This window comes from Alistipes sp. ZOR0009, from assembly GCF_000798815.1.
Classification (GTDB): domain Bacteria; phylum Bacteroidota; class Bacteroidia; order Bacteroidales; family ZOR0009; genus Acetobacteroides.
Genome location: NZ_JTLD01000004.1, coordinates 380,037 through 392,510 on the forward strand (window position 1 = coordinate 380,037; position 12,474 = coordinate 392,510).

A 12,474-nucleotide genomic window follows, 5' to 3' on the forward strand; every position below is an offset into this window, starting at 1 on the left:
CTTTATAGATGAAATTGATGGTCAAAGATACTAGTTATTGAGTTAAATGTAGCACAACAGCAGCTTATACGATGGAATCAAACAGAAAAAAACTAGTTGTACTGACGGGCGCCGGTGTCAGCGCCGAGAGCGGTCTGAGAACGTTTAGGGACATGAACGGCCTTTGGGAGGAGTACAAGGTGGAGGACGTGGCCAGTCCCGAAGGATGGCACCGCAACCCCGAGCTTGTTCTTCGTTTTTACAACGAGCGCCGCCGGCAGCTCCAGAATGCCAAGCCCAACGCGGGCCATACCGGGCTGGCCGAGCTCGAGCGCTGCTACGACATTACCATCATCACCCAAAATGTAGACAACCTGCACGAGCAGGCAGGAAGCACCAAGGTGCTACACCTGCACGGAATGCTTACCAAGGTGCGCAGCAGCGTAGACGAGCGCCTTGTTTACGATATTGGCTACAAGGATATCAACTTGGGCGATAGGTGCGAGAAAGGGTCGCAGCTTCGACCCCACATTGTGTGGTTTGGCGAGGCGGTTCCGGCCATGGATCTAGCGATAGACATCGCATCGGAAGCCGATATTTTTGTGGTGCTGGGCACGTCGCTCAACGTGTACCCTGCGGCAAGCCTTTACCGCTACATCCCAACCCATGCGCCGCTTTACGTCATAGATCCGAGCAACGACGTAACCGTTTCGTCTAAAGGGAACCGGGTTACCTACATCCGCGAAAAGGCCAGCGTGGGGGTGCTACAGCTTATGGAGATACTCCTAAAGGAGTGCCAGTAGGCTAAGCCTTCCTTTTACAAGATAAACGCAGAGGTGGTGCAACGCGGTACCACCTGCTGCTACACGGGCTCCCGCTCGCGACTATTCTTCGACATCACCACGTCGAGCACCGTTACCTTGCCATCTATGCTATTCAGAATCCACTGGTTGTTTACCCGAATAAAGTGGTATATGTCGGAAAATGGCCTAACCTCACACGAGGTTCCGTACAGAAGGTCGCCCGTCCACTCGTTTACCATGTAGTCCTGCATCTCCCCATCGATGTACACCGAAAACCTGTCATCCTCATTCTTCAGATAGTCTTCGGCACCTATAATATCCACATTTTTAACCGTGATGGAGTTCAGTATATTCACCTCTTTCTTGTCGCGCATTTTTTCGAGCTTCAGCTCGTAGTCTTTGTAGAGGCTATCGCTAACAAGCGCTCTAACCGAGGCCATATCCCGCCCCTTCCAGGCCTTCTGCATCTCCAAAAAAACTCTTTTCGAATGCTTCTCCATCTCGCCCAAATGCCAGAAGGTGTCGCTTAGGCGGCTTTCGAGTATTACCGCCTTGCTGCGCCTCTTTTTTCGATGAAGGGCCATACCCAGCAAAATACCCGTTACTGCGGCTACAACGCAGCCAATACAGTAGCCTATAATCCGAAACCCTTCTCCTACAACTCCAGAAGCCCCTCCACGTGGAGCGCTTCCGGCTCTCGAAAATGCCTCGTTGGCCATCAGCGTTAGTACCAACGTTAGGACAACACTTAGCAGAACAACGGAAAGCCTCCGCCCCCTATCACCATGTAAGATACTCTTGTTTAGCAGACATGAATTACCCATAATTTTTGAATTGCGGCAGAATATTTAACGGGTGAAAATAGAAAAAGAGCCACACTAATGCAGCTCTTTTAAGTCAAGACGTAAATATAAGCGGATATTAGCTATATGGCCATTATATTAAGTACATTACCAATAACTGGCTTATTGTCGGTACCCTGATATGCACAGCACATACGATACTCTACACCACGCGTTAAACCTTCGATGGTTACCTTACGAACGGTTGAAGCAATGGTCGTCCAAGAGGTAGGATTTGGATCAGCGTTTATATCAGAGGTGTAGTAGAACAGGTAAATACGGCTATCCTTACAAACATCAACCGATAGAATTACGCTACCTGGGTTATTTCCATAGCTGAAAGTAAAACCAGTTGGCTTAGAAGGCTGCTTCTTACGTTCAGGCTCCTTTATCAAATCAAACCCGGTTGTAGCAAGCTTTGTACGATCACCATCCGCTTGAAAACAAAGGTTTAAGGCCAATCCATTTAAGATAGAAACCACCGAAGCTTTAGCCTCGTTCTTTATCATAGTATCCAAGGTAGAGCCATTCTTGCTCTTACCCAAAGCAACCCGATATACGTTCGTCGCAGTCCGTAGCTCGGTAATCACCTCTTTGGACACGTTGAAGTTAGGGTTATTCTCTACTCCCAAAACTACACCCTCGCAAAAAGGAATCAGCTCGTCATCCTTTTTGTTGCTGTAGCCAACATGTAACTCAATATTATTCATAAATGAATAAAGGTTGGTTGTTAATACTACACCCTCCTAACCTACCTGCAAATGGTACCAAAGCATACACGTTGCCGCTTTTAAGATGCTTGACACCTGCACGTAGAGAGATATGCTGTTAATTATTTAGCAACTAATTTTAAAACAATAATCCCCCCTATTTTTGTTCAAAAAATGGATGATTTTTTTTCATTGTCAGAAACATTTTTTTTGGAAGGCTAAAAAAGATGGCCGTAGATACCTAGGGCAGATGGCACAACCACCTGCTACAATTCCTGTCGTAACCCTACTTTGCCCAAACTATAAAAGGCCTACAAAGCGCTGCTACGGCGGCGCCAACCAATAAAACAGGCATAAGCAGCATGCCTCACTAATAATCGGAACCAACGCCGTCCCTCCCTACTGCGGAACGGAATAACACGAAGAAATTGAACCCCAACGCCCATCTAACCACTTCAAATTCTGAACTACTGGCATAAATATGTGCACGATACAGCAAGAAAGATATGAGTACCGCAATGCTTTCTACAATACCAACGATGGGATAACCTTATCTAAAAACGGAGTAAACGCAGCTACAAATGGAGCATTTGCAGCTAAAGATGCGACAGAATCAGCTACAAATGGAGCATCCGTAGCTAAGGATGGAACAAAATCAGCTACAAATGGAGCATTTGAAGCTAAAGATGAAACAGAATTAGCTACAAATGGAACATCCGCAGCTGAAGATGCAGCAAGTTCATCCACAAAAGGGATGCCCCACCCTACTTTTAGGGGGTAGCAGCAGCTTGTGAAACCTACACGGTACCAACGGAGGCAATGCTAACTCGGCACGTTGCGGCGTTAAGCAGCTCTGCCGCACACGACTCTATGGTGGCGCCTGTCGTAATCACATCGTCGACCACAAGCAGGTGCTTCCCCTCTAATCGGTGGACATTGGAGACCGAAAAGATGGAGCGGACGTTGGCATAGCGCTCTATCCGATTCTTTTGGGTTTGGGTTTGGGTGTTTACCGTACGCCGCACAAAATTTCGGCCAACCTTTGCGCCAAGAGCCTCGGCAACCCCCTCGGCAATTACCATACTCTGGTTAAAGCCACGCTTTCGCTCCTTTTTAGGATGGAGAGGGACGGGGATCACGTAATCCACATCAGAAAAAAGGGCAGACTCGCGCAGCTGTACACCAAGCAAAAAGCCCAGCTTGTAGCCAACCCGCACCTCACCCTTATACTTTAGCAGATGCACCAGCTTCCGCACCCGATACCCCTTCTGAAAGAAGAGCAACGAGCAGGCTGCGGCAACATCAGCTTGCCCCCAAAACTTTTTGGCAACAGGGTTGTCGGCATACCTCCAGTATCCCGTGTAGGGTAGCGAGGCTACGCAGCTGGTACATAAAACGGACTCGCCACGAAGCAGGGGGTTGGCGCACATCCGGCAAATGCTCGGATAAAAAAGGTTGAATAGATGCTTTATCCACATAATTGTAATACTACAACATTAAGAATAAGAGCCTTAATATAATTCAAAAAAAGGTTTTAATCCGTAAGTTTTTTTTCATATTTTAACCTCAAAATTTTAAGCCCATGGAAAGATACGCTATAAGAGCACTAAAGTCGACTGTTTACTTTCTTTTGCTAATGATACTGGTAACGCTTCTGATGTTTTTGCTGCAGCGAGGCAACGATTTTTCGTTTATTGAGTATGCCAAGCTTGCACGGGTTTACCAGCTGCTAATACTTGGCTTTGCTTTTGGCTTAAGCTACCCTTTTATTGGCTTTGGGAAGAAAAATATCTACCTCAACAAAACTTTCTCGCAGGAGAAGCAGGCCATTATCGACATATTTGGGCAGTACGGCTACGAGCTAACCTACGAAACGGAGACATCGGTATTCTTCCGCCCAACCAACAGGCTTAAAAGATTTTTCGACCAGTTTTTTGAGGATGCCATAGAGGTTAACCATAAAGATAACCCCATTGTGGTAAAAGGGTTACGCAAGCGAATTGTACGCATTACCCTTGCGCTAGAAAACTACATCCTAAACGAAAAAAGGTAACCGCACCATACATCTTAAAGCAGCGCCGCGGAAAAGTACTCCACGGCGCTTTTTGTATCCTACCTAGTAATAACCTCGCGCCCAAAGGGGGTTAGCGCCAACCCTGCCTGCTTAAAATGCTGCAAGGCGAAAGGAAAACCTATGATGGTAATGGTAAAAAGCACCCCCATCGCAACATGGCTTAGGCAAATCCACACCCCACCGATAAAGAACCATATTAAATTCATTATGGTATGAAGGCAACCGGGGGTACTGCCCTTGTAAACCACCTCGCTGCCAAACGGCCAAAGGGCCAGCATCCCCATTTTTAGCGTTTGCAGCCCAAAAGGAATACCCACGATGGTTAGCATCAGCAAAAGGCTGGCAATTGCGTACTCTACAGCAATTGCTACCCCACCAAAGATTAGCCATATTAAGTTACCAATAATTCTCATAGCAAATATTTTAGCAATAAATATAGCACATTAAGCACCTCGTTGTTCACCATCCTTAAATATTTACCAAGCAGCCATAAAAATGGGCAAGAGCGGGTTTCGATAGGCAGTAGCCGCCCAAAAGTGGCAGGTTCGCTTCCCCATTATCCCAAAATACGTTGATAAACGTAACGTTTAGCTTACAATTGCAAATGTACCCCAACAAATAAGCAGCTAACCTGTTGATCGCAAAAACGTAAGAGAGAAATGCTACACAATAGACTTGGAAAAAAGGAGCTGGAGGAACGCCTACAGGCGGAAACATTTACCCGTACGACACTTAGCTTTTACCGATATGTAAACATTGCCGATCCATCCGAATTTCGCGATAGCCTTTACCGCACGCTAAACATTATGGGATGCCTTGGGCGCATCTACGTTGCCAAAGAGGGCATCAACGCGCAGATGAGCGTGCCCAGCCCCAACCTTGACGCCTTTTTAAGCTGGCTAGACTCCGTTACCGAGCTGGCCAACATGCCCATAAAGTGGGCTGTGGAGGATGACGGGAAATCATTCATTAAGCTTATTGTAAAAGTACGCCATAAAATTGTGGCCGATGGCCTTAACGACGACGCCTTTGACACCACCAACGTAGGAAACCATCTTACCGCGCTGGAGTTTCATAATTTAGTAGGACAAGAGGGTGTGGTTGTGGTGGATATGCGCAACAACTACGAAAGCGAGGTGGGTAAATTCGAGACTGCCATTACCCCCGATGCGGTAACCTTTCGCGAGGAGCTGCAACAGGTAACCGATATCCTACAAGAGCAAAAAGATAAGAAGATACTCCTGTACTGTACAGGAGGTGTGCGCTGCGAAAAGGCAAGTGCCTACCTTAAGCATCATGGGTTTGAGGATGTAAACCAGCTGCATGGTGGAATTATTGAGTATGCCCGACAGGTAAAGCTGCAGAACCTGGAGTCAAAGTTTATTGGAAAGAACTTTGTTTTCGACAACCGCATGGGCGAGCGCATTACCGAGGATGTTATTGCCAGCTGCCACCAGTGCGGAAAGCCTTGCGACACGCACGTAAACTGTGCCAACGACCAATGCCACATGCTCTTTATTCAATGCGAGGAGTGTGCCGCCAAAAATCGTAGCTGCTGCAGCCCCGAGTGTACTGATGCGCTAGATAATCCAGCTGCAGCCAAAGGCGTTCCCTTTAAAGGTAAGACCTGGAGACGCAGCAGCGGTCAAAAAATAGTTATGGCCCCACAACAGTAATCAACCCTAGCGCATAAGCAATGCCAACCAACTTTTGGAAAGATATCAGCACCCCCATTTACGCGCTTGCGCCCATGGAGGATGTTACCGACACCGTTTTTAGGGAGATTGTGCTGGCCGTTAGCCAGTCCGAGCAGCTAAACGTGGTGTTCACCGAGTTTTGCTCGACTGATGGCCTCTGCCATCCTGTTGGGAAAGACAAAGTAATCCATCGCCTGCAGGTAAACGAAACGGAAAGAGCGCTGCTAAAGGAGAAGAACGTCAAAATAGTAGCTCAAATATGGGGAACGCGCCCCGAGAAGTTTCAGGAAACCGCAAAGCTCATCACCAACGAGTACAACTTTGATGGAATAGACATCAACATGGGCTGCCCGGTAAGGAAGATTGTGCAGCAGGGAGGCTGCTCGGCGCTAATTGGCAACCCAACGCTGGCCAAAGAGATAATCAGGGCTACCCAAGAGGCAACCCACCTGCCTGTAAGCGTAAAGACAAGAACCGGGCTGAAGGAGCATACGACAGAAAGCTGGCTGAGCCATATTTTTGAGTGCCACCCCACGGCGGTAACGCTCCACTGCCGCACCCAAAGCGATATGTCGGAACGACCAGCAGACTACCAGCAGATGAAAATAGCGGTAGCCCTGCGAAATGCCGTATCGCCCGAAACCGTACTGCTGGGCAACGGCGATATTTTTACCACCGAGCAGGCTGAAGCCTTTGTACAGAGCACAGGAGCCGAGGGTGCCATGTTTGGAAGAGGCATTTTCCACAATCCTTGGCTATTTGCAGGCCCTAATCACGCGGTAAGCCTCGACGAACGAATTGAGCTGCTACTGAAGCATGCCCTACTCTACGAGCAAACCTGGGGACGAGGAAAAAACTTTGCCATACTCCGCCGCTTTTTTAAGATATACGTCAACCAGCTGCCCAATGCGGCGCATCTTAGGGCACGCCTTATGGAAACGGAAACCTTTGACGACGTAAAAAGGCTAACCGACGACTTTATTAGCGAGTCGCGGTAGCGTACATAGACCACATAAAAACAGCAAACTGGCAGGTAGTAGCGCGTTAAGCGGCTACTACCTGCCAGTATTGTTACCTATGACACGAAAAACGACCCTCTAGGAAAAGGTATAACGTATCAGGGTATGCGCATCACGACAAGCGCCCAATGTTACCATAAACAGCAATGACTTTTCGTGATACATGATGCTAATATCAAGATAATCTTGAAAAATATCCTTTTACCATACCACTATATGGTAGCTGTTACTTCGTATAATCCTTTGGGAAGAAAGTTTCCTGCTCTACCTTTCCATCGCGCTGACGAATCCAGGTATGAATGGTGCGTTCGCCCTCGGTAAGCTCTATTACACGGGCGCCATTTGGAATATGAGTATATTCGGTTGGTCCACCAGAGAAACGACCGTAGGCCAGCAGCACGTTAAACCACGACACCGCATAGTCGTTATCGTGATCGTGGCCCACAAAAGCCCCCATCACATCTCCCTGCTCCTTAAAGGCGGTAAAAAGACCGCTGTTGAGCTCTGGCGAGCAAACCTTCTCCTTACGAATACCGTACAAGGCGGCATTTTGATCGATGGCAGCCTGCAAAAATTCGGGTGTAGGAATATGGAAGAAGGCCAAAGCAGGTAGCGGCTTGCCGTTATTCTTTTTGGTAAGCTCCTTGCTGGCATCAACGTACCACATTACCTGATCGAGGCGGATGTGGTCGTAACCATTTACCCCTTGAGCCTTAAACTGAGAGCTTTGGTGGCTATCAAAGCAGTAAAGCGCAGCTGCAGGTTTTCCCTTGTCGGAAGATTTAACCGTTAGTACGCAGTTACCATCGCCAGTAATCCCCTTTGCCGAGGTAGTTACGCAGTTTGGAAAGGACTGGGCAATTTTTAGCAGCTCGGAGTTGGGAATTCCCTGCTCTCTGTCGTGATTTCCGAAGGCTACACCAAAAGGAATATTGAAGTTAGCCACAAACTGCATCACCTTACGAAAGTTTTCGGCGGCAGGTGCGCTATAAATGATATCGCCCGTAAGCATAATAAAGTCCGGCTTTTCGGTAGTAACCACACTGCTGATACATTCGAAGGCTACGGCCGAACGAGGATCTTCCCAGCGGATATGCAAGTCGGTTAGCTGTACAATTTTAAACTTTCTATCTCCATTAAACTTAAGCTCAACGTTTTGAGCAAATAGAATAGACGATATGGCCGTTAGCAACAGGCATAAGGTGATCTTTCTCTTCATGGTTGTTTTTTTGAGGTTGATTTGTTGTATTCGGACGGCAAATCTATACGCTAAGCGCCGACATAAAAAGCTAAAACCGCCACGCGCCAGCGGTTAAGCATTCGTTATAAGTTGATGCAGTTTTGTTATAGACGGGTTGCCCCTCGGCTAGCGTGGCCGGACGGGAATCCAGACCTCCTCCTCCGAGTCGGGATGATCGTTCCGGTATTTTTCGCCAAGTATCTCGAAATGTGGACGTTTATCGAGCAGGTATTCTGAGCTGGGAAGCCAGGTGCCAAAGATGTACTGAAAGAATTTAGCCCCCTGGCTGGCGGCTCCCTTATAGGTAAATACCGCATAAAGTCCGCCTTGGAGCAAAAAAGCGTCCATCCCATCGGGAATATCGCCTGCACTGGACACCTCGACAGCGGCCCATTTCTCGAAATCTTTTAACGGATCGAACTTTTGAAAGTCGAAGTCATCCCCCAAAACCTGCAAGGAGTAGAAATTGCCGTCAACCGTTTGGGTAACCTCCCTTCGGCGCGGCATAAATCGACCCCAGAGCTCGGCGGTACGGTTGCTGGCATATGTCATGGTAAGATGCTGGCCTACGAGGACCTTAGGCGGCAGCATTTCGAATCTTGGCTCCATTTATTTTTTTCCCAATTATAGAAACTAAAGCCGAGATAAAATAGCCAAACTATCAAATTAGAATACAATTAGAAATGGGGCAAAAAAATGAGCATCGCGCACCGTACAAATCTATCTGAGAGCCATATTTGCAGCCACTCGGGCCAATATCCGTCTAAATTATATTAACATCGGCAAAGAATTGGGGAGCACCAGCAGGTAGCATGCCGTTTTTAACCAACAATTTACTTTCTTTGCAAAAACGACAGATAACGTACAACACGTAAAATGGTTATTGCCTCTAAAGTTCGTAACGTAATAGTAAAAGTAGCCGACTGGTTTTACCCTCTCTTCTCGCGATTTATGCCCCGAGAGACCTTTCTGTACCTGATGTGCGGAGGAGGAAATACCGTATTCGACATTTTTCTTTACTTTATCTTCTACAACTTTGTGCTGCAAAAGCATATTGTGGAGCTTGGCTTTGTGGCTATAAGCCCTCACATCGCGGCTTTTATCATGTCGTTCTGCATAACCTTCCCAACCGGGTTTCTGCTTAACAAGTACATCACCTTTACGCAGTCGGACCTACGCGGCCACGTGCAGCTTTTCCGTTACGGGGTGACAGTACTGATGTGCATCATCCTAAACTACCTATTTTTAAAGCTGTTTGTCGAATTTTTTGGATGGTACCCAACCATTTCGAAAACTATTACCACCGTAATAGTGGCCATTTACAGCTACTTTTCGCAAAAGCACTACACCTTTAAGATTAGCAACAAGGAGTAGGCGAACCTAGACTGGTACACCCACACCTTCTGCACCCTTAAATCCTACTTCGGATTACCGATAGGTGCATTCCATGCTTTTAAAAGTAGCCTTCGCCTTGATTTTATACCCATTCACCACCTGGTAGCTCGCATTTGGCAGCGCACTAGTAACCCTATAGCACCATACAAAAGGCACTTCGTGCGCCTACTTACAAGGTACCCTCCGATATTTTGGCAGCTGGCTACACCTATGAGAAGATTCGCCCGCCACCAGTAGCCCTTTACGGTATTTTTATGATGCTTTACGGCTTTCAAAAGCAGCTTCGCCCTACACCGAACGCTTTTGCGAGCAGACATGCAGCACTTTAGCCTATAAAAAGTAGGCTTGCCGCCACTCCTTATAGGTTTAAGCACAATTTTAAAGCCGTTCAGCACCAACTTACAGAGCTAGCCGCCATGTTACAGCCAACTTAGGCGGGTATAAACAATACATACCGAGATAATTACCCATACTTAGTCCCGTTAATTAGACTTTGCGACCATTTTAAGTGCATTTCGTGCTGCACGAAGTGAGCCTTACCGCTTCACTTTTTCCATTTTACGGCAGACGAATTGAGGTTTGCCAGCGCGTTATAACACTTTTTATGCACACGAAATGCGGTTTAAGGTGTTTTTATACGGAATTATCGTTTCACAAAACGCTAGCTACCTAAGTTTTACAGCTTACGACAAAAATAAATAGAGAGATAAAACCACGCTTATATGCATTATATCCACCATTTTACATAGAGACATAAAAAAACATCAAGAAAATAAAATATCTTTTAACTTTTATATGTGATTTTTTATGTTTTGTACTTAAATTTATAGTTGTAAAAATTAAAATAAATACTAATACCGCAGCCATGAGAAAAGATTTGACAGACAACTTTAGCATCTTCCTCTCAATTATTAAAGCCCTAAAGAGCAATCCAGCATTGAACTCCATTCCTGCCATAAAGGAGCTTATCGTAGAAATGGAGGCTATTGAAAAACAGGTAGTAGAACAGCTCGCCCAAATGGAAGCCCACAAGAAGGATTGCTCGCATAAGATTGCGTATAACGACGCGCGCAACAAAGTGCAAAGCCGTATACATAACTTAACCAAAACATTAGAGATTATATTTAAAGAAAAGCACGACGCCGTATCGGCCAACCGCTTTCACCACACCTCTACCGATATTACGATTGCCGGAGGTAATACCCTAACATCCATCTATAAGCAGATTAAGGAGGTTACCGCCTCGTGCCTAACCGAGCTAACCAAATATAATATTACCAACGTAGAGCTAGAGGAGCTTGATGGCCACATGGCGCTGCTTAACAAGGCGCAAAGCGACATAAAGACGTACGACGATACCCGTAGCAAGCAGCTGCAGGACATCCAGAATCTAGTAAACGGCAAGATCAGAAAGCTGATGAAGCAATCCGACAACCTTGTGGAGACTATAAGGCTGACCCAGCCAGAAGCGTACCGATTTTACCGCGATAACCGAAAGGAACCTTCGAGCAACGAAACGCCTATCCTGATAAGGGTGGTGCACGAGGGAACCTTAGAGCCTGCTGAAAATACTAAGGTGATAATAACTTCGACTACACGCTTTGAAAATGGCAAGCCGCTGGTTCTTTTAGAGCGAACCACGGGACCTGGAGGAACGCTACGCATCGGAAAATTTGACTACGATGTGGTAGACCTGACCTTCATAAAAATTGGGTGCCACGAGGAGTACAGAAAAAAGGTTATTGCCGATAACACCCCAATTAAAATGGATATCGTTTTACGAAAGAAGGAGATTGATTAGAGGGGTAAAAGGCGTTTTCGTAGAACGTTCGATTAGTAGATTTTTGTTAAGCCACCACATTGAGGCAGGCTTGAACTTGCATAAACATATAAACTGCTCGCAAACCGAATAAACCATGAAAAGCAAAACTTTTAAACTTTTTTTAATTCTTTCTATTGCCTTTTTGTATGGTAGTAAAGATGCCATAGGTGAAGTTTATACCGATAAAAAAGAAGGGAAAGACTCCACGCAAATAACTAAATCTGCAAAAGGAAATGAGGACAAAGATAGTAATAGCAGAAGGCGTACTAGAATAGTATATGACTTCAATAAGAAAGAAGTAGTAAAAGATAGACTTACTAGAGTAAAAGAAAATGGAGAAGTTCAGGTTGAAATAAACAACTTTAACCAGCTGAGATACCAACTAAGTGTACAGGACTCCTCCTTTAACATATTTACTAGCGACCCTGATAAATTTTTGGAAAAGATATACCTTATAAAAAGTTATCCTAGCAAAGAATTGGAAAGGAGCCAAGAAGAAGACAACGTAGACAAAATGGGAATCATTAACAATCAGACAAAAACAAAACCAGCAACCCAGGTTGACTCTTTAACAACTAGCGCAAAAGATAGCTACAACAAATATGTAAAATTTTTCAATGCTTTTAAAAATATAAACTCCATATATAGCTATGCCTGCCAGCTGGAGGTTCTAAACAAGAATTCGATAGCATCACTTGTCAAGGACAACTTTTTAAGTAAAATTTACAGTGACGAGCCCTTTAGCATATACACCGTTTTTAGTGGAGATATATTAACAAAACAAGATGAGCTATTTTGTGAAGTAAAAGAAAACAGGAATAAAATACAACTAGCAATAGAATACAACGAAAATAATACAAAAAAAATAGATGAAAATATAAATACAATAAAAA

The 12,474-nt window shown here is 45.6% G+C and carries 14 protein-coding genes; 8 read left to right on the forward strand and 6 right to left on the reverse strand.

Annotated features, from left to right (window positions below; genetic code table 11):
- The first annotated feature begins 71 nt into the window (after nucleotides 1–71).
- Entirely contained in the window at nucleotides 72–782 is a 711-nt protein-coding gene (locus tag L990_RS02290) for an SIR2 family NAD-dependent protein deacylase (RefSeq protein ID WP_047445032.1), read from the forward strand.
- Between the two features lie 59 nt (nucleotides 783–841).
- Here L990_RS02290 and L990_RS02295 read toward each other — a convergent pair whose 3' ends face one another.
- Complete coding sequence (locus L990_RS02295; RefSeq protein WP_081981570.1) at nucleotides 842–1,606, reverse strand: Tim44 domain-containing protein; 765 nt, start codon at nucleotides 1,604–1,606, stop codon at nucleotides 842–844.
- 101 nt (nucleotides 1,607–1,707) lie between these two features.
- On the reverse strand, nucleotides 1,708–2,334 hold the full coding sequence (locus L990_RS02300) for a hypothetical protein (RefSeq protein ID WP_047445036.1): 627 nt from the start codon (nucleotides 2,332–2,334) through the stop codon (nucleotides 1,708–1,710).
- 481 nt (nucleotides 2,335–2,815) lie between these two features.
- On the opposite strand from L990_RS02300, the gene L990_RS02305 reads away from it, so the two are divergent.
- The gene (locus L990_RS02305) at nucleotides 2,816–3,115 is read left to right on the forward strand and encodes a hypothetical protein (RefSeq protein ID WP_047445038.1); all 300 of its coding nucleotides are present in this window, start codon (nucleotides 2,816–2,818) and stop codon (nucleotides 3,113–3,115) included.
- 16 nt (nucleotides 3,116–3,131) lie between these two features.
- Here the strand turns inward: L990_RS02305 and L990_RS02310 are convergent, their stop codons facing one another.
- Nucleotides 3,132–3,812, reverse strand: a complete 681-nt coding sequence (locus tag L990_RS02310) for a ComF family protein (protein ID WP_047445040.1) — start codon at nucleotides 3,810–3,812, stop codon at nucleotides 3,132–3,134.
- 104 nt (nucleotides 3,813–3,916) lie between these two features.
- On the opposite strand from L990_RS02310, the gene L990_RS02315 reads away from it, so the two are divergent.
- On the forward strand, nucleotides 3,917–4,387 hold the full coding sequence (locus L990_RS02315; RefSeq protein ID WP_156121281.1) for a hypothetical protein: 471 nt from the start codon (nucleotides 3,917–3,919) through the stop codon (nucleotides 4,385–4,387).
- Nucleotides 4,388–4,446: 59 nt separating this feature from the next.
- On the opposite strand, the gene L990_RS02320 is transcribed toward L990_RS02315, so the two are convergent.
- Nucleotides 4,447–4,821 carry a YccF domain-containing protein gene (locus L990_RS02320; protein WP_047445043.1) on the reverse strand — a complete coding sequence of 125 codons (375 nt, stop codon included), beginning with the start codon at nucleotides 4,819–4,821 and terminating at the stop codon, nucleotides 4,447–4,449.
- Between the two features lie 246 nt (nucleotides 4,822–5,067).
- On the opposite strand from L990_RS02320, the gene L990_RS02325 reads away from it, so the two are divergent.
- Nucleotides 5,068–6,084, forward strand: coding sequence for a rhodanese-related sulfurtransferase (locus L990_RS02325; protein WP_047445045.1), 1,017 nt, complete (start codon nucleotides 5,068–5,070; stop codon nucleotides 6,082–6,084).
- A gap of 20 nt (nucleotides 6,085–6,104) precedes the next feature.
- Nucleotides 6,105–7,103, forward strand: a complete 999-nt coding sequence (locus L990_RS02330; RefSeq protein ID WP_047445047.1) for a tRNA dihydrouridine synthase — start codon at nucleotides 6,105–6,107, stop codon at nucleotides 7,101–7,103.
- A 247-nt stretch (nucleotides 7,104–7,350) separates the two neighbouring features.
- On the opposite strand, the gene L990_RS02335 is transcribed toward L990_RS02330, so the two are convergent.
- Both L990_RS02335 and L990_RS02340 read right to left on the reverse strand, forming a co-directional pair.
- On the reverse strand, nucleotides 7,351–8,343 hold the full coding sequence (locus tag L990_RS02335; RefSeq protein WP_047445049.1) for a metallophosphoesterase family protein: 993 nt from the start codon (nucleotides 8,341–8,343) through the stop codon (nucleotides 7,351–7,353).
- Between the two features lie 147 nt (nucleotides 8,344–8,490).
- On the reverse strand, nucleotides 8,491–8,973 hold the full coding sequence (locus tag L990_RS02340) for a GyrI-like domain-containing protein (RefSeq protein ID WP_047445052.1): 483 nt from the start codon (nucleotides 8,971–8,973) through the stop codon (nucleotides 8,491–8,493).
- A gap of 267 nt (nucleotides 8,974–9,240) precedes the next feature.
- Here L990_RS02340 and L990_RS02345 point away from each other — a divergent pair, with 267 nt between their 5' ends.
- The 3 genes from L990_RS02345 to L990_RS02355 form a co-directional block, all read left to right on the forward strand.
- A complete protein-coding gene (locus L990_RS02345; protein WP_047445053.1) occupies nucleotides 9,241–9,738 on the forward strand; it encodes a GtrA family protein in 498 nt (165 codons plus the stop codon).
- An 886-nt stretch (nucleotides 9,739–10,624) separates the two neighbouring features.
- Complete coding sequence (locus tag L990_RS02350) at nucleotides 10,625–11,560, forward strand: hypothetical protein (protein WP_047445055.1); 936 nt, start codon at nucleotides 10,625–10,627, stop codon at nucleotides 11,558–11,560.
- Between the two features lie 115 nt (nucleotides 11,561–11,675).
- A partial coding sequence (locus L990_RS02355; protein ID WP_047445058.1) for a hypothetical protein occupies nucleotides 11,676–12,474 on the forward strand: 799 nt, incomplete at its 3' end.

Excerpts from the sequence above, each read along its gene's own strand:
- L990_RS02320 (WP_047445043.1), bottom strand. The coding sequence starts at position 4,821 with ATGAGAATTATTGGTAACTTAATATGGCTAATCTTTGGTGGGGTAGCA.
- L990_RS02295 (WP_081981570.1), bottom strand. The coding sequence starts at position 1,606 with ATGGGTAATTCATGTCTGCTAAACAAGAGTATCTTACATGGTGATAGG.
- L990_RS02330 (WP_047445047.1), top strand. The coding sequence starts at position 6,105 with ATGCCAACCAACTTTTGGAAAGATATCAGCACCCCCATTTACGCGCTT.
- L990_RS02335 (WP_047445049.1), bottom strand. The coding sequence starts at position 8,343 with ATGAAGAGAAAGATCACCTTATGCCTGTTGCTAACGGCCATATCGTCT.
- L990_RS02325 (WP_047445045.1), top strand. The coding sequence starts at position 5,068 with ATGCTACACAATAGACTTGGAAAAAAGGAGCTGGAGGAACGCCTACAG.
- L990_RS02300 (WP_047445036.1), bottom strand. The coding sequence starts at position 2,334 with ATGAATAATATTGAGTTACATGTTGGCTACAGCAACAAAAAGGATGAC.
- L990_RS02340 (WP_047445052.1), bottom strand. The coding sequence starts at position 8,973 with ATGGAGCCAAGATTCGAAATGCTGCCGCCTAAGGTCCTCGTAGGCCAG.
- L990_RS02305 (WP_047445038.1), top strand. The coding sequence starts at position 2,816 with ATGTGCACGATACAGCAAGAAAGATATGAGTACCGCAATGCTTTCTAC.
- L990_RS02290 (WP_047445032.1), top strand. The coding sequence starts at position 72 with ATGGAATCAAACAGAAAAAAACTAGTTGTACTGACGGGCGCCGGTGTC.
- L990_RS02310 (WP_047445040.1), bottom strand. The coding sequence starts at position 3,812 with ATGTGGATAAAGCATCTATTCAACCTTTTTTATCCGAGCATTTGCCGG.
- L990_RS02345 (WP_047445053.1), top strand. The coding sequence starts at position 9,241 with ATGGTTATTGCCTCTAAAGTTCGTAACGTAATAGTAAAAGTAGCCGAC.
- L990_RS02315 (WP_156121281.1), top strand. The coding sequence starts at position 3,917 with ATGGAAAGATACGCTATAAGAGCACTAAAGTCGACTGTTTACTTTCTT.
- L990_RS02350 (WP_047445055.1), top strand. The coding sequence starts at position 10,625 with ATGAGAAAAGATTTGACAGACAACTTTAGCATCTTCCTCTCAATTATT.